The organism is Mycobacterium sp. IDUB_24 (assembly GCF_055419385.1).
Genome location: NZ_JBVAXO010000004.1, coordinates 299,483 through 315,846, shown reverse-complemented (window position 1 = coordinate 315,846; position 16,364 = coordinate 299,483). Strand labels below are relative to the sequence as shown.

At 65.0% G+C, this 16,364-nt stretch carries 11 protein-coding genes; 3 read left to right on the top strand and 8 right to left on the bottom strand.

Annotated elements, in window-relative coordinates:
• Window positions 1-46: 46 nt before the first annotated feature.
• Window positions 47-1,927: an ABC transporter family substrate-binding protein gene (locus ACZYZF_RS16890; RefSeq protein WP_463836371.1), complete on the bottom strand. Its 1,881-nt coding sequence runs from the start codon at window positions 1,925-1,927 to the stop codon at window positions 47-49.
• Window positions 1,928-2,210: 283 nt separating this feature from the next.
• Between ACZYZF_RS16890 and ACZYZF_RS16885 the strand changes: the two genes are divergently transcribed.
• Window positions 2,211-3,440 carry a hypothetical protein gene (locus ACZYZF_RS16885; RefSeq protein ID WP_463836325.1) on the top strand — a complete coding sequence of 410 codons (1,230 nt, stop codon included), beginning with the start codon at window positions 2,211-2,213 and terminating at the stop codon, window positions 3,438-3,440.
• 624 nt (window positions 3,441-4,064) lie between these two features.
• On the top strand, window positions 4,065-5,309 hold the full coding sequence (locus tag ACZYZF_RS16880) for a hypothetical protein (RefSeq protein WP_463746378.1): 1,245 nt from the start codon (window positions 4,065-4,067) through the stop codon (window positions 5,307-5,309).
• Window positions 5,310-5,391: 82 nt separating this feature from the next.
• Here the strand turns inward: ACZYZF_RS16880 and typA are convergent, their stop codons facing one another.
• Window positions 5,392-7,293: a translational GTPase TypA gene (typA, locus tag ACZYZF_RS16875; protein ID WP_463746377.1), complete on the bottom strand. Its 1,902-nt coding sequence runs from the start codon at window positions 7,291-7,293 to the stop codon at window positions 5,392-5,394.
• Between the two features lie 287 nt (window positions 7,294-7,580).
• Here typA and ACZYZF_RS16870 point away from each other — a divergent pair, with 287 nt between their 5' ends.
• Complete coding sequence (locus ACZYZF_RS16870; RefSeq protein WP_463746376.1) at window positions 7,581-7,847, top strand: hypothetical protein; 267 nt, start codon at window positions 7,581-7,583, stop codon at window positions 7,845-7,847.
• Here ACZYZF_RS16870 and ACZYZF_RS16865 read toward each other — a convergent pair.
• From ACZYZF_RS16865 to ACZYZF_RS16840, 6 genes are all read right to left on the bottom strand, one after another.
• Window positions 7,844-8,281, bottom strand: coding sequence for a pyridoxamine 5'-phosphate oxidase family protein (locus ACZYZF_RS16865; protein WP_463746375.1), 438 nt, complete (start codon window positions 8,279-8,281; stop codon window positions 7,844-7,846). The genes ACZYZF_RS16870 and ACZYZF_RS16865 overlap by 4 nt on opposite strands.
• A gap of 121 nt (window positions 8,282-8,402) precedes the next feature.
• The gene (gene narI / locus ACZYZF_RS16860; RefSeq protein WP_463746374.1) at window positions 8,403-9,128 is read right to left on the bottom strand and encodes a respiratory nitrate reductase subunit gamma; all 726 of its coding nucleotides are present in this window, start codon (window positions 9,126-9,128) and stop codon (window positions 8,403-8,405) included.
• A 13-nt stretch (window positions 9,129-9,141) separates the two neighbouring features.
• Window positions 9,142-9,747, bottom strand: a complete 606-nt coding sequence (gene narJ, locus ACZYZF_RS16855; RefSeq protein WP_463746575.1) for a nitrate reductase molybdenum cofactor assembly chaperone — start codon at window positions 9,745-9,747, stop codon at window positions 9,142-9,144.
• A 32-nt stretch (window positions 9,748-9,779) separates the two neighbouring features.
• Window positions 9,780-11,429, bottom strand: a complete 1,650-nt coding sequence (narH, locus tag ACZYZF_RS16850) for a nitrate reductase subunit beta (RefSeq protein WP_463746373.1) — start codon at window positions 11,427-11,429, stop codon at window positions 9,780-9,782.
• Window positions 11,426-15,112, bottom strand: coding sequence for a nitrate reductase subunit alpha (locus ACZYZF_RS16845; RefSeq protein ID WP_463746372.1), 3,687 nt, complete (start codon window positions 15,110-15,112; stop codon window positions 11,426-11,428). Before ACZYZF_RS16845 ends, narH begins: the two co-directional genes overlap by 4 nt.
• The gene (locus ACZYZF_RS16840; protein WP_463746574.1) at window positions 15,112-16,290 is read right to left on the bottom strand and encodes a nitrate/nitrite transporter; all 1,179 of its coding nucleotides are present in this window, start codon (window positions 16,288-16,290) and stop codon (window positions 15,112-15,114) included. Before ACZYZF_RS16840 ends, ACZYZF_RS16845 begins: the two co-directional genes overlap by 1 nt.
• Window positions 16,291-16,364: the final 74 nt, after the last annotated feature.

Here is a 16,364-nt window from a genome sequence, read left to right as displayed (position 1 = left end):
CCACCGATCAGTGGGCCTCCTCGTGCCGAGGGGGCCCACTGTCCGTCTACCGGCCCTTCGTCCAGCCGCCGGCGTCGCCGACAATCCCGACGGGGACGGCGCCCGTGAGACTGACGTTCTGCACGCTCGGTCCGGCGGCGACGATCGTCGTGTCCTGCAGGATCGGAAGAACCGTCGACATGTTCCACAGCCGGGGCTCGACAGCTTGGATCACCTCAGCAATATTCTGCGAACCATCTAGTGCCGCATCGATTTTCGGCTGAATGGTGTGATCACAGATCCCGGTGATATTGCTGGGCGCCTGCACCAGCTCGCCTGAATCCGGAGCCGGTATGGGCTGCGTGGTTGTCGGCGTGGTGGCCGGCGCGGGGGGCGCGACAGTAGTGGTGGACTTCGGCGTCGGCGACGGCGCGATACCGGGAACAGCGGTCGAAACGGAGGTCGCCTCCAACGCCCGGCAGCCATAGCGCGAAGCCAGGCTGGTGGCCAGGTCTCCCCCGGCCTGATGCCACCCGACGACAGCGTCGATGCGGTTGTTCGTCAACGCATCGCCGTAGAGCGCAACCGGATCCAGGGCCAGCACCGAGGCGTCGATACCGACGTTGCGTAGCTGATCGGCCGCGGTGTTGGCTACGGCCACCGAAGTCGGATCGTTGGATGCCACGCCGAGCACCAAGGCCAACGCGGCGCCGTCTTTGGTGATGCGCTGTCTGCCGTTGTCAGGCGAAGGCGGTGCACCCGGTGCAGGCGGCTCGGCCGCCGGCTCGATCTGATAGCCGGCTCCGCGCAATAGGTCCAGCGCGGCCTCCCGTGACATCGCCGGCGGTGCGGTAGGGACGTAGCCGGGATCCGATGGAGAGCGCACCTGGGCCTGCGCCAGCGTCACGGTGTTGTCATCGCCCGCTCCCACCGAGGCCAGCAGGTCGACATCGATCAAGCCCAGGATCGCCTTGCGCACCTGAGCTTCCGCCAGGTTCGGCTGCCCGCCACGCAGGGTCATCTGCATCACCCGCGGGGTCACGATCCTGGCAGTGCGAACATCCGGAATGGCACTCAACTGCGCGAAAGTGGCTGCGCCACCGTGCACCTGGGCCACCTGGGTGTCGCCGTTGCGGATCGAGTCGGCGAGCGCCGCCGGGGCCCCACCCCGGCGGAACAACACCAGGTCGGGCTTGGCCGGCACACTCCAGTACCGGTCATTGCGCGCCAACAGGATCTCATCGCGTTGTGGGTCAATGCTTTCCACCCGGAATTGGCCACCGGTTACCGGCATTGCCCGAGCCAGGCCGGCGCCGAAGCCACCGGGGACATCTTTGATGATGTGGGCCGGGAGGATGTCATTGAACAGTTCCCGCCACGCCGGATAGGGCTGGGAGAAGGTGACCACCGCCTGCTTGCCGCCCTCCACCGATTGCACACCGGTGATCAGGTCATAACCGGCCGGGTCGACGACGCCTGGCTGGCTGACCATCTGGCGCCACAGGTACCAGTAGTCGTCGGCGGCGATGGGCGCATTGTCGGTCCATTGCGCTTCCGGACGGATCTTGTAGGTGACGGTGAACGGGTTCTGGTTGGTGACCTCGGCCGATTCGAGCAGAGTCGTATCGAGCTCCCAGTGCGAACCCGTCGGGGACTTCGGGTCGGGGACGGGCCGGAACGAACTCGGCAGCACCATCGAGGCGACGGCCGCGTTCACCGGGGACTGGTCCGACAGCAGGTGCGGGTTGAACCCCGGACCGATCGAATCGATCGCCATGATGATCTGCGTCGCCTTCAAGGGAGGTGGCGGCGTCGTCTCAGTCGTCTCGGTGCTCTGCGGGGCCGGCGGCGGGCTGACCGTGCAGCCGCTGAACAGGAGCGCCGGCACCGAAATGAGCGCCCCGATCGTCAGGCGGGCGCGGCGGAGGGGTGTCGGCACGCCACTCAGCGTATCGACCGGCTCAAGGCGCTCCCGTCGCGCACCGGCACTGTTCGGCAAAGAGCCCAGCAGCTACCGAAACTGACTAAATGGATACAAGTGATCCAAACCGCAAGTACCACCGAGGCCATCCATTTATGGGACGTCAGCAGACCATATCCGACACCCCGACGCGCGAAACTTTGAGAATTGACGGACACGTAGCAGTTTTACATCCATCTCAGGCGATTCTCAGATAGCGTCTGCTCGTCGGCCGGAGTGACCGACGTCACATCTCACCAAGGAGACCCCGTTGCTACTTGCACTACGGCCTTATATAACGGCGGGCATCGCGATAGCAGGCGCCGGCGTCATCGCCGTCACCCCGATAGCCGCGCCCCCGCCGCACACCGCGGAGCACTCGATCGAGTTCTCGTCGGTTCAACTCACGTCAGCGGCAGTTCCCGAGGCCCTGCAGACCCTCGACACGCAATCCACCCTCGAAGCGTGGCAGAACTTGATCATCTACACGGGGGCATACCTGTCCGACGCCCTTGTGCCGACCGTGACCAACCCCACGCCGATTTTGAATCAACTACGTGCCAATCAGTTCGCCTACCTGAACTACCTCGCGATCGGCGTCACCTACGGAGCAGCCAACACCCTGCAGATCTTGGCGAACATACCCGGGACCATCGGTACAGCAGCCACGCAGCTGAGGGCGGGCGACCCTGAGGCGGCGATCCTGACGCTGTGGAGTTTCGTGGAGAATTCCGTGCAGCTGGTTGTCACCCCGTTCATGGCTTCCCTGCAGATCCCCGGCGCGATCGCACAGAACATCGCCAATGTCGCCGCCGCCGTCCCGATAATGGCCCTTGGGCTGGGCCTCGACGCGTTCGAAACCGTGAGCAGCACTGTCCGCACCGCTGCAGCCTCCGTCCAGAACATCGTCGACGCAGCAGGCTCAGGCGATCCGACCGCAGTGGCGAACGCGATCTTCGCCGCACCGGCCAACATCGCCACCGCCCTTCTCGTCGGTGACCTCGCGGCAGGAGGCGATACCCCCGGCTTGATCAACGGGGTGTTCAAGAACCTGGTGCTTGCCCGCCAGACGATTGCCGAAGCTCTCGGTGCGCCACCGCTGGAGGCTCCGGAGGACACTTTGGACGTGGCCAAGGCGCCTGCGGTGAACCGCAACGCAAGCATCACGGGCAATACCTCGACAGACACCGAGGCGGTTCAGGAGGTGGCGCCTGCGGCCGACGATACGTCTGACGCGTCGACGCTGCAGGCTGACGAATCTGCCTCTGCACCAAAGGAAAAGCCGGCTGCCGTGACGGCCGGCACGAAGACGGCGCCGACAACCAAGGCCATTCGGACCAACGGGCGCACCGCGGCCAGCGACAGCGTGCGTGAGTCCGCCAAGAACGTGGGCGCCGGAATCAAGAGTGCTACCGACGGGATCAAGAAAACCGCCCAGGGTCTGAGCGGCAAGCAAGGCAAGAAACAGCCGAGCTCCGATTCGGGGAGCACCGCCGACTGAACCACTGGACCGCAGTAGGGCCCCTCAACCCGGTTGAGGGGCCCTACTGCGCCAGCACCTCGATCCGCCCAGCCGACCGCGTTGCGCCGCGAGCGCGAATCCTCTGGCGAAATCCCGCATCCCCCAGACGCCGATAACGGGCCGATTACGCCACCCCCAACCCAAGATCAAATCCGGTTGCTGCCCCGCATTTCGGGTTGGTATCGCGGAGAGTTTCCCGCAAAACGCCGCAAATACAACGAAATCGTGATCGCGCCGCATTGCCGAGCGGTGATGGCCGCCGCTGTCGCCGCTCCGTGGACGAAACATGAATTTTCGCAGGGCAAACGACGGACCAGCAGGCCTCTGCAAGTCCGGTTGCGCGTCGGGCATCAATGATATTTGAATCCGCAGATATCCATCAGCTAAATCAACATCGCCGACATCCACGGCGTTCTATTGCACAAGGCAACACGGACGGTGATTGCCAGCAAACTTCACCAATTCCGAGGTAGTTGCGTATGCAACTACTGAAATTTACCTGAGAAATTCTTACTCAGCGGTTTTCTGCAATGACGTAAATTCTGGCCCACGGGACGAAAACCAACAGAGGAGGGCTCCATGCACGTCGGTGTGAAGCAATCGATGACAGCAGCAACAGCGCTACTCGCGGCCGGCGCAATCACCATCAGCCCGGTCACCGCGCAGGCCCCCGAAGCGCTGCGAGCCGCTCATGCTGCGGACATCAGCCTCTTGGCGAGCCCGGATCCGATTGCTGCGTTCGAGGGCTTCGCCGAGTCCGGGGTGCGTCTCGTCCAAGGTGTCGCTGGGCTACCGTTGGCCGCCATCGCCGCTGCCCTCGCCGTCGCCGATGGCGATCCCCAGGCCTTCTACAACGCGATCCGCCAGGTCATCGACGCCCCGCTATGGGTCATCGACCCCGCCCTGGGCATCAACCAGACGAGCCTCACCGGCAAGGGGCTGGCGGCACTGTTTCCCGACCACGCCAACGATATTCAAGCCTTCCGCAACGACGTGCTGTGGGCGGCAACCAACCAGCTCCGATCAGCGATCGCCGACCTCCTCGGCGTCGCCGACACGAGCACACCCCTCGACGTTCTCACCCCACTCGCCGGTTTCGCCGCAGGCATCGCCGACTCCGGATTCCGACTGGCCCAGGGCCTTGCGCTGGCCCCGCTGGGACCAATCAACGCCATCATGGAAATCGCCGGCGGCGTAGCGCCCAACGTTGCCGTCTACAACATGCTCGACAGTTACATCAGCGCTCCACTGTGGGTGGCCGACTCCTTCATGGGCACCGGCCCGACCCAGCAGGCCATCCCGATCGGCTTGAAGGCGTTGTTGCCCAACCGAGCCGACGGTATTCAGGACTTCCGGAACGACGTGTTGTGGAAGGCGACGAACTCCGTCCGCGAAGTCGTCCGCGAAGCGCTTGGCGTGGACCCGAGTGAGAACCCGAACAATCCGCAGAACACATTGGTCACCAGCAATGTGAACGAACCTCCCGCTCCGAAGACGTTGGTCACCCTCGACGTCAAAACGGCACCGCCGGCGCCGGAGACGGTCACGAAGGAGACTGTGGAGGTCAAGAAGCAGCCCACGGTCGAGAAGACGACACCCCTGGTGAAGACACGGAGTCAGCTTCGCGAGAGCCTCAACTTCAGCACGCACCAGACCGGAGCCACGGTGTCCGGGGACTCGGACACATCGACACCGACCAAGCCCGACACCACCGATCTCCGAACGAGCGTCAATCAGCTCAAGGAGAAGTTCGGCTTAAAGGGTGGCAACGCCAGCCCGACGCCGGGCAAAGCCACTACGAACGACGGCGCCGCCAAAAAGTCCGACTCCAAGACCGACGCGGCCTGAGAACTGTTGCGCCAGTAGCGATATCGCGGGGGATGTCGCTACTGGCGCGCCACGGCTCCTAGTCGCCGGGTAACCCAGAAACCTATCCGCGCGCCTTGGCCCGCGCCTTCGCGCGAGCCCGCAGCGACGCCGTCAGCTCCACCTTGCGCACCCGGACGACCTCAGGGGTCACCTCGACGCATTCGTCCTCGGCGCAGAACTCCATGGCCTGCTCGAGGCCCAGATCCAGCGGGCGCGCAAGCGTTTCCATGACGTCGGCGGTCGACGACCGCATGTTCGTCAACTTCTTCTCGCGGGTGACGTTGACATCGAGATCCTCGGCGCGCGGGTTGATCCCGACGACCTGACCCTCGTAAGTGTCCTCGCCCGGCTCGACGAAGAACTGTCCGCGGTCGGCCAGTTGGATCATCGCGAACGGGGTGATCGAACCGGACCGGTCGCTCACCAGCGAACCGGTGTGGCGGGCCCGGATCTCGCCGGCCCACGGTCGGTAACCGTCGAACACGGCGTTGGCGATGCCGGTGCCGCGCGTCAGGGTCAGGAAGTCGGTCCGGAATCCGATCAGTCCGCGGCTGGGCACGATGAAGTCCATCCGCACCCACCCGGCGGCATGGTTGGTCATCTCTTCCATGCGGCCCTTGCGGGCGGCCATCAACTGGGTGATGGCGCCGACGAACTCCTCCGGGCAGTCGATGGTCATCGCCTCGAACGGCTCGTGCAGCTTGCCGTCGATGTTCCGGGTGACCACCTGCGGCTTACCGACGGTCAGTTCGAATCCTTCGCGGCGCATCTGCTCGACCAGCACGGCCAGCGCCAGCTCGCCTCGGCCCTGCACCTCCCAGGCGTCGGGACGACCGATATCGACGACCTTGATCGACACATTGCCGACCAGCTCTGCATCGAGGCGGTTCTTCACCATCCGGGCGGTCAGCTTGTGGCCGGAGACCTTGCCGGCCAGCGGCGAGGTGTTCGTCCCGACGGTGACCGAGATCGCCGGCTCGTCGACGGTGATGCGTGGCAGCGCGTGGGCGTGATCGGTATCGGCCAGGGTGTCGCCGATCATGATCTCCGGCATGCCTGCGACGGCCACAATGTCGCCGGCGACGGCCTCGTCGGTGGGCGTGCGTTCGACGCCCTCGGTGACCAGCAACTCGGTGATCTTGGCGTTGGTGATGACGGGATGGCCATCGACCTCCCGCATCCAGGCGACCTGCTGACCCTTGCGGATCCGGCCCTTGTAGATGCGGATCAGCGCGAGACGGCCCAGGAAGGCCGAGGCGTCGAGGTTGGTCACGAGCGCCTGCAGCGGAGCCTCCGGATCGCCCTGTGGCGGCGGAATGTGCTCGAGCAGGACATCGAAGAGCGGGTCGAGATTCTCGCCATCGGGGTTCTCGCCATTGGCGGGCTGCGTCGTCGAAGCGATGCCGGCGCGTCCCGACGCGTACAGCGTGGGAAGGTCCAGCGCCTTCTCCGCGGCGGCCTGGGCCTCGTCGTCAAGATCGGAGGCGACGTCGAGCAGCAGGTCGTGGCTTTCCTCGACCACCTCGGCGATGCGCGCGTCGGGCCGGTCGGTCTTGTTGACCACCAGGAGCACGGGCAGGTGTGCGGCCAGCGCCTTGCGCAGCACGAACCGGGTCTGAGGAAGCGGCCCCTCCGACGCGTCGACCAGCAGAACCACGCCGTCGACCATGGACAGGCCGCGCTCCACCTCGCCACCGAAATCGGCGTGACCAGGCGTATCGATGACGTTGATCACCGTCATGGTGCCGTCGGCATGGTGCCGGTGCACCGCGGTGTTCTTGGCCAGGATGGTGATGCCCTTTTCCTTCTCCAGGTCACCGGAGTCCATCAGGCGTTCGACCGCGTCGTCGCCGCGGTGCGTCAAGGCACCCGACTGCCGCAGCATCGCGTCGACTAGGGTCGTCTTGCCGTGGTCGACGTGGGCGACGATGGCGACATTGCGAAAGTTCGGGCGTGAATCCACACCGTCATTCTCGCAGGTTGGCCGGTCGATCACGAAAACGAGAGAGCCCCGTCACGTTGAAGTCCGCAAAAATCGCCGGCCTGAAGCCCAAGAAAAAGTGCTGCAAGAGCAAGCCGCGCTGCAAACGCTGCCCACTGGTTCTGCACAAGGTGCGCAAGGCTGAGCACAACGGATTGCGCGGTAAAGAACTGGACAAGGTCTTCAAACGCGCCAGGAAGTCCTAGGTTTCGCGAGTACCGTTTCAGGTATCCGTCACGTTGCGATAGGCGGGCTTGGAGGTGCCGGTGATGACGGTTTATGAAGCGCTCACGGTCGCTTTGATCATGGTGCTCGCGCTCGGGACCACGGTCGCGATCTATGTGGGCATGGCCAACTGGATCGGCGCCTGCTACATGGTCCGATGCAGCGAATGCCACCACCTCACTTTTGCGTCGGCGAACCGCCCGCAGACTTCCTGCGCGCACTGCCGCCACCCGATGCTGATGCACCCGCTGTACGCGACGCAGCACCCGGGCCACGCCGTGCGGGTCGTCAACGACCCGCTTCGGTACTAGCCGCCGCTCGCCGCACCGTAGTGCGGCATCGCATGGTTCCGGAGCTGACGCCCGGTGATCTTCTCGGACCGTATCCGCACGAAGTGATCGCGCCGCCCCTGCGCCCACGGCTGGACGAACGTCCCGGCGACCTGCACCTGTTCGTCCACGTCGGTGATGTGCTCGGCATGCCCGACGATGGTCACGCTCCAGCCGGTGCGTAGATCGGCGTCGAGCTCGTCGGCTTCGAATGCCACCACCTGATGATCGGTCGCGGCGATCAGCTTGGGCCCGCCGGCCACCCGGATCACCACATCGTCATGCCACACACGGAAGTTGACGGGCTGCACGGCCGGCAATGCGTCCTCGGTGAACACCAACCTGCCGACGCGTACACCCTCCAGCAGATCCAGGCACTGTCTGCGGGTGAGAACGCCGAGTTCAGATCCCTTCATGACGATCAACCTCCGTCTACCGCAAGTGCGGTCACATGCTCGATCGAACAATCGTGCGCCTTGAGTCCCAGGCCGGGGCAGGGTCAAAGGTCCCTACTTCTGGCGCCCGCGGGCGGGAGACTCACCAACCCCGACGCTGCGGCCGTGATCCGACCAACTCACTGCGCTCGGCGACATCGCGGCTGCGGTACACGACGTAGGGCCGGAACAGGTAACCGATCGGGGCACTGAACACGTGCACCAGCCGGGTGAACGGCCACAGGCAGAACAGCACCAGCGCGATCATCACGTGGATGTGGAAGTACACGGGCGCCTGGGCCATCAGGTCCCCGCGGGGCTGGAAGATCCAGATCGAACGGAACCACGGCGAAACGGTTTCGCGGTAGTCGTGCTCGGCGCCCTCCGGTGTCGACCCCATCAGGGTGCAGGCTGATCCCGCGACGATCGCCGCGACCAACACCACATACATCGCCTTGTCGTTGATCGTGGTGGCCATGAACACCGGGCCGGTGGTCCGCCTCCGGTAGATGAGCAACACGATGCCAACCAACGTCGCGATACCGGCGAGGCCGCCCAGGACCACGGCCTGAAGGTGGTAGGCGTGTTCGCTTATCACCAGGTTCATCCACGATTCGGGAATCACCAGTCCGACGACGTGCCCGATGAACACCACCAGCATGCCGAAGTGGAACATCGGGCTGGCGATCCGCAGCATCCGGGACTCATAGAGCTGCGATGAACGCGTCGTCCAGCCGAACTTGTCGTAGCGGTAACGCCACCAGGTGCCGACGGCGACAGTCGCAAGAGTCACGTACGGCACTACGTCCCAGAAGATCTCCCAGTTCATCTCAGCGGTCTCCTTACGCCCTCCGCGGCGGCACGGTCAGTTGAAAAGGTTGCAGTCCAACGGATTCAGCTGGCGGTCCGGCCATCATGAGTTGTGCCACATCGTCGACCGAGACCAGGGACGGAAGAGTCGCGGCGACGGCAGCCACAACCGGCGAGTACGGCGAGCCCCGATCGGCCAGTGCGCGCGCAACCACACCGATCGGTACCCGGTACTTGGCGAGCAGCCGCCGGCCTGCATCGGGGTCGACCGTGGCGGCGAACTCCAGCACCACCGGAAGATGATCGGGCGCCTCACCTTTCGGTATCTCAACCCCCGCGGCACGGTAGGTCTGGGTGAATTCGACCATGTCCGCGCCGCGGTTTCGGGTGTCCCCCGACGTCCAGTAGGTCAGCAGCATGGTGCACCGCTTCTGCAGGTCGAAGGTCTCGACGTACTCTTGCTGTAGCTCCATGGCCGGTCGAAGGCTCAGCCCGACAACGGTTTCGCCGAGCAGCGCCCTGGGCTCACCGGTGACGTGATCCAGCAGGCGGGCTGCGGCCTGCAGCCTGTCGGCATGGCCGTCGTCCGGGTAGGCGAGCATCAGAGACGCCGCCTGCCATACCAGGCGGTCGTGCATCGTGTTGTCGCGAGTCCGGTTGCGACGCTTAATCACTGATCACCTCCCGGGAACATGCCCGACGGTGTTCCCCTGCCGTCCCAGTTGAGCAGGTTGACCCGCGACGGCCGTTCGGCATTGGCGGCCATGCCGCCGCTGGTCTGCCGGTGTTGCAGTGCGTGGAAAGTCTCCACCGCCACCGGGACCGGACCACCGCTGGCCTCACCGAACGGACCCGACTCGTACATCCCCGGCCCGCCCTCGAACGACAGCGAGCACCCGGGCTCCTCCGCGCCGGGTATCGCCTCCGAGCTGTAGGCGGTCGGAATGACGTAACGATCCTCGTATTTCGCCAACGCCAGCAGCCGGTACATCTCGTACATGTGCTCCTCGGTCATCCCGACCGCGGCCGGGATGTGCGGTTGGGTCTGACGACCGAGATTGATGTCGCGCATGTAGGACCGCATGGCCGCCAGCCGGCGCAGCACCCCTTCGACGACGGCGGTGTCGCCCGCCGTGAACAGCCCGGCCAGATACTCGATCGGGATGCGCAACGCTTCCAGCGCCCCGAAGAGATTGCCGACATCCTCGCCGTCGTGCCCATCCCGGCTGACGGCGTCGACCACGGGCGACAGTGGCGGGATGTACCACACCATCGGCACCGTCCGGAACTCCGGATGCAACGGCAGCGCAACACCATAGGTGTGGATGAGCTTGTAGACCGGTGAACGCTGTGCGGCCTCGATCCACTCGTCGGAGATGCCCTCGGCCCGGGCTCCGGCGATCACCTCGGGGTCGGTCGGGTCGAGCAGGATCTGCCGCTGCGCCTCGTAGAGATCCTTGTCGTCGGGCACCGACGCCGCTTCGAGGACCCGGTCGACGTCGTAGAGCACCAGCCCGAGGTAGCGCAACCGGCCCACGCAGGTTTCCGAGCACACCGTGGGCAACCCCACCTCGATGCGCGGGTAGCACATCGTGCACTTCTCGGCCTTGCCGGTCTTGTGGTTGAAATACACCTTCTTGTAAGGACATCCGGACACGCACATCCGCCAACCACGGCACCTGTCCTGGTCGACCAGCACGATGCCGTCCTCGGACCGCTTGTACATCGCACCCGACGGGCAGGACGCCACACACGCCGGGTTCAGGCAGTGCTCGCAGATCCGGGGCAGATAGAACATGAAGGTCTGCTCGAGTTCGAGCTTGATCTGCTCACTGACCTGCTTGAGGACCGGGTCGCCCGGGACGATCTCCGGCGAGCCGGCCAGATCGTCGTCCCAGTTCGCCGACCAGGACACCTTCATCGGCTTTCCGGTGATCAGGCTGCGCGGCGGAGCGGTGGGAAAGTGTTCACCCAGCGGTGCCGACGTCAGGTTCTCGTAGTCATACGTCCACGGCTCGTAGTAGTCGTCGATCGACGGCAACTTCGGGTTCGCGAAGATCCTGGCCAGCTTGGCCAGGCGGCCTCCGTCGCGTAGCCGCAGCCGGCCACGGCGGTCCAGCTTCCACCCCCCGCGCCACTTCTCCTGATCCTGATATGTGCGTGGATAGCCTTGCCCCGGACGGGTTTCGACGTTGTTGAACCAGACGTACTCGGTGCCGGCCCGGTTGGTCCAGGCTTGCTTGCAGGTCACCGAACAGGTCTGACACCCGATGCACTTGTCGAGGTTCATCACCATCGCCATCTGGGCCATGACCTTCACTGGTACTTCACCTCCTGTGACCGGCGGCGAACCACCGTCACTTCATCCCGCTGATTTCCGGTGGGGCCGAGATAGTTCCAGGCAAACGAGTGCTGCGCATACCCGCCGGCCAGATGACTGGGCTTGACCAACAACCGGGTCAACGAATTGTGAATGCCGCCGCGGTTTCCGGTGGTTTCGCTCAGTGGTACGTCGATGGTCCGCTCCTGAGCGTGATAGACGTACACCACCCCTTCGGGCATGCGGTGGCTGACGACGGCGCGGCACACCAGCACCCCGTTGCGGTTCACCGCCTCGATCCAATCGTTGTCTTTCACTTCGATCTTCGCCGCATCGAGCGGGCTCATCCACATGGTGGGGCCACCGCGGGACAGCGAGAGCATGAACAGGTTGTCCTGGTACTCCGAGTGGATCGACCACTTGGAATGCGGGGTCAGGTAGCGCACCGTCAGGCCGATGCCGTCACGGCCCAGCTGCGACTCGCCGAACAATCTCGCCATGTCCAGAGGTGGCCGGTAGATCGGCAGCTGCTCGCCGAGTTCCTCCAACCAGTCGTGATCGACATAGAAGTGCATTCGCCCGGTGAGCGTGTGGAAGGGTTTGAGTTCCTCGATGTTCACCGTGAACGGCGCGTAGCGACGGCCGCCGGTCTCACTGCCGGACCATTCCGGGCTGGTGATCACCGGAACCGGTCTGGCCTGGGTGTCGGCGTAGGTGATCCGGCGCTCCTCGCTTCCCTCGGCCAGGTGCACCAGCCTGCGCCCAGTGCGCTTCTCCAACTCCTTGAAGCCCTCCACGGCAAGCCGGCCGTTCGAGGTGCCCGACAGCGCGAGGATGACGTCGACCATCCGTTCCGCCGTGGTGATCGCGGGCCGGCCCTGTGCCGCACCGGAATCCATCACACCGAACTTCGCGGCGAGCTCGGACACCTCCTGCTCGGGGTGGGTGGTGACGCCCTTGGTGGTCAGGCCCAGGCTCTCGACCAGCGGGCCGAGTGCGGACCACTTCTCGGCGATCGCCGTGTAGTCACGCTCCACGACCGCCAGTGGACCCATGGTCTTACCCGGCACCGGCGTCTCGCCGGTCGTCCGCCAATCATGCTCGGTGCCACCGGGACAGGCCATCGCACCGGGGGTGTCGTGCTGCAACGTTCCCATCACCACATCGGTGCGGGTACCCAGGTGGCGGACTGCCAGAGCACTGAATGCCCGCGCGATCGCGCCGAAAGCCTCGTAGTCCGACCGGGTTTCCCAAGGGGGATCCACAGCGGGGCTGAACGCGTGCACGTACGGATGCATATCCGTGCTGGAAAGGTCGGCCTTCTCGTACCAGGTCGCCGCGGGAAGCACCACATCCGAGAGCAGTGTCGTCGACGTCATGCGGAAGTCGATGGACATCAGCAGGTCGAGCTTGCCCTCCGGGATCTCCTCGGTCCAGGCGACGTCGTTGGGCCGCAAGTCCTCACCAGTGGGTTCGGCTTGCACGTTCGAGGTAGTGCCCAGCAGGTGCCGCAGGAAGTACTCGTTGCCCTTGCTGGAAGAGCCCAGCAGGTTGGCCCGCCAGACATTGAGCACGCGGGGCCAGTTGGCCGGATTGTCCGGATCGGTGACCGCGAGTTTCAGCCCGCCACTTGCCAATTGCTCGGCCACGTAATCGGGGACTTCCTGTCCGGCGGCTTTGGCCTCGTCCACCACATCCAGGCTCGACCGGTCGAACTGCGGGAAGAAGGGCGTCCACCCCATCGCCACTGCCGAGGTCAGCACGTCCATCGTGTGCTTGTCGCGGAACCGACCCCGCCCGACAGGACTGGACAGGGCGTCGGCCCGGTAGCCGTCGTAACGCCACTGGTCGGTGTGGGCGTACCAGTAGGACGTGCCCGCCATCTGCCGCGGCGGACGCGACCAGTCGGTGCCCATCGCCATCGCGGCCCAACCGGTCACCGGGCGGCATTTCTCCTGCCCCACGTAGTGTGCCCAGCCGCCGCCGTTGCGGCCCATCGAACCGGTGAGCAGTAGCAGCGCCAGCACCGCCCGGTAGGTGGCGTCGCCGTGGAACCACTGGCAGATACCGGCACCCATGATGATCATCGACCGGCCGCCGGATTCCTCGGCATTGCGGGCGAATTCGCGTGCCACCCGGATGACCTGCCCCGCGGATACCCCGGTGATCTGCTCCTGCCACGCCGGGGTGTAGGGCCGGGTGGCGTCGTCGTAACCGGTGGGCCAGTCGCCGGGGAGACCGGGACGGTGCACGCCGTACTGGGCCAGCATCAGGTCGAACACCGTGCAAACCAGGTGCTCGCCGACCCGTCGCACGGGCACGCCCCGCTTCAGGGTGGCGCCGGTTCCGTCGACCGTGTCGAAACGCGGCAGCGTGATCTCGGCGGTCTCGAAGATGTCCCCCAACACCGTCATTGCCGGCGTCAGGTTTTCGAGGTCGAGGTTCCACTTGCCGATGCCGTCCTTGCCGAAGCGAAATCCGAGCGAGCCCTGCGGCACCGCGACGCTGTTGCTGACCCCGTCGAGCAGCACCGGCTTGAACGCCGCATTCTCCTGCTCGGCTATAACCCCGCCGAGATCAGCTGCGGTGAGGTTCTTCCCGGGGACCAGCACACCGTCGCGCTCTTCGAGCTTTACCAGAAACGGCAGATCGGTGAACTGGCGCACGTAGTCCACGAAGAACGGAACACGGTTCTGCACAAAGCATTCGTCGAGGATGACGTGACCCATCGCCATCGCCATCGCACCGTCGGTGCCCGCCGCGCACGGCATCCACTCATCGGCGAACTTGGTGTTGTCGGCGTAATCCGGGCTCACCGTGACCACTTTCGTACCCCGGTAACGGACCTCGGCCATCCAGTGCGCGTCGGGTGTGCGCGTCACCGGGACGTTGGATCCCCACATCATCAAATACGATGCGTCCCACCAGTCCCCGGACTCCGGTACATCGGTCTGATCGCCGAACACCTGCGGGGAGGCCACCGGCAGATCGGCATACCAGTCGTAGAACGACGTCATCACCCCACCGATGAGCTCCACGAACCGGGACCCCGCCGCGAACGACACCATCGACATCGCCGGGATGGGCGAGAACCCGGCAACCCGGTCCGGCCCGTAGGTCTTGATCGTGTGCACATGGGCGGCGGCGATCATCTCGGTGGCCTCGGACCAGGTCACCCGGACCAGACCACCTTTGCCGCGGGCCTGGTGATATCGCTTGCGGCGCACGGGATCACCCTGGATGTCGGCCCACGCCAACACGGGATCCTTCAGACGGCCCTTGGCTTCCCGGTACATGTCGACCAGCACGCCTCGGGCGTACGGGTACCGCACCCGCGTCGGCGAATAGGTGTACCAGGAGAACGCCGCGCCGCGCGGGCAACCGCGGGGCTCGTACTCAGGGCGATCGGGCCCGACCGAGGGGTAGTCGGTCTCCTGAGTTTCCCAGGTGATGATCCCGTCCTTGACATAGATCTTCCAGGAACACGATCCGGTGCAGTTCACCCCGTGCGTAGAGCGGACCACCTTGTCGTGGCTCCACCGGTCGCGGTAGAACACGTCGCCCTGACGGCCCCCCTTGCGGGTGACTGTCCGCAGGTCGCCGGAGAACTCACCGGGAGTGAAGAAGCGGCCACTGCGCTCGAGCAGTTCTTCGATCGATCCGCCGACGTGAGGCTTGCTCATCAATTGGCCTCCTTGGCCGGCTCAGGTTCGTGGGCATGCAATCGGAGTGCGGTGTAGCCCAACGCAACCAGTGCCGTTGCCACGAGCAGCAGCAGACCAGCCGTGTAGTCGTGGTCGACCGAATCGTATGTCGCACCCATCACCAACGGCGGGAAGTATCCACCCAAACCACCTGCGGCAGCTACGATTCCGGTGACCGAGCCAACCTCCTTGGCCGGTGACCGGCGAGCCACCCAGGCGAAGACGCCACCGGTGCCGATGCCCAGGAAGATCGCCAAACCGATGAATGTCGCCGCCGACCACACGTCAGGGGGCGGTTGGAACACCGCGACGAAGGCGAGTACCGCGGTCCCGGCGAAGGAGGTGAGCACCACGAATTTGGGGGGTATCCGGTCCGAGAGCGCACCGCCGATCGGCCGGGCCAGCACCGCGGCCAACGCAAATCCCGCGGTACGGGAGCCCGCTTCGACGGAGGAGAACTCGTAGACGTTCTTGATGTAGGTCGGCAGGTAGTTGCTGAACGCCACGAATCCACCGAAGACCACCGCGTACAGGAACGACATCTCCCATGTCACGGGAAGTTTCAGCGCCGACTTGAGTTTCGGCAGCACCGGGTCGGTATTCGGCTGAAAGGCCGGCGAATTGCGCATCGCCACAAGGCACAACACCGCGGTCAGCGCCAGGGCCACCGCGATGATGAGGTGGGTTGGGAACAATCCGAACCACCGCACAAATCTCGGCGTGAAGAACGCCGACAGCGCCGTACCCACCATTCCCATGCCGAACACGCCGGTCGCATAGCCGCGCCGCGACGGCGCGTACCAGTTGTTGGCGAACGGAATTCCGACGGCGAATATGGTTCCGGCAACACCCAGGAAAAACCCGCACACCAACAACATCGGGTAAGACCTGGCCTCGCCCGCCGCACCGACTGCCAGTACCGGCACGATCGAGGCCAGCGTCACCGCGAGGAACATGGTGCGGCCGCCGTACCGATCGGTCATCGCTCCGACCGCTACGCGGCCGAGCGATCCGACCAGTATCGGCGTGGCGACGAGCATCGACGCTTGCGTGGCGCTGAGCCTCATGTCGCCGGCGTAGGTGGTGGACAGCGGCCCGATCATGTTCCAGGCCCAGAAATTGATGGCCGAGACCCAGGTGGCCAGCAACAGATTCATGCTCTGCCCTTGGCCCAGGTACGGCGTGCTTGCCGTGGTCACCCGTCTAGCGAAACATTCACCTACGACGCGCG

What these genes read in the sequence shown, in the direction of transcription:
- ACZYZF_RS16840 (WP_463746574.1), bottom strand. Translation starts at nt 16,290, where the DNA reads ATGAATCTGTTGCTGGCCACCTGGGTCTCGGCCATCAATTTCTGGGCC.
- ACZYZF_RS16865 (WP_463746375.1), bottom strand. Translation starts at nt 8,281, where the DNA reads ATGAAGGGATCTGAACTCGGCGTTCTCACCCGCAGACAGTGCCTGGAT.
- ACZYZF_RS16845 (WP_463746372.1), bottom strand. Translation starts at nt 15,112, where the DNA reads ATGAGCAAGCCTCACGTCGGCGGATCGATCGAAGAACTGCTCGAGCGC.
- ACZYZF_RS16880 (WP_463746378.1), top strand. Translation starts at nt 4,065, where the DNA reads ATGACAGCAGCAACAGCGCTACTCGCGGCCGGCGCAATCACCATCAGC.
- narI (WP_463746374.1), bottom strand. Translation starts at nt 9,128, where the DNA reads ATGAACTGGGAGATCTTCTGGGACGTAGTGCCGTACGTGACTCTTGCG.
- narJ (WP_463746575.1), bottom strand. Translation starts at nt 9,747, where the DNA reads ATGCACGACCGCCTGGTATGGCAGGCGGCGTCTCTGATGCTCGCCTAC.
- ACZYZF_RS16870 (WP_463746376.1), top strand. Translation starts at nt 7,581, where the DNA reads ATGACGGTTTATGAAGCGCTCACGGTCGCTTTGATCATGGTGCTCGCG.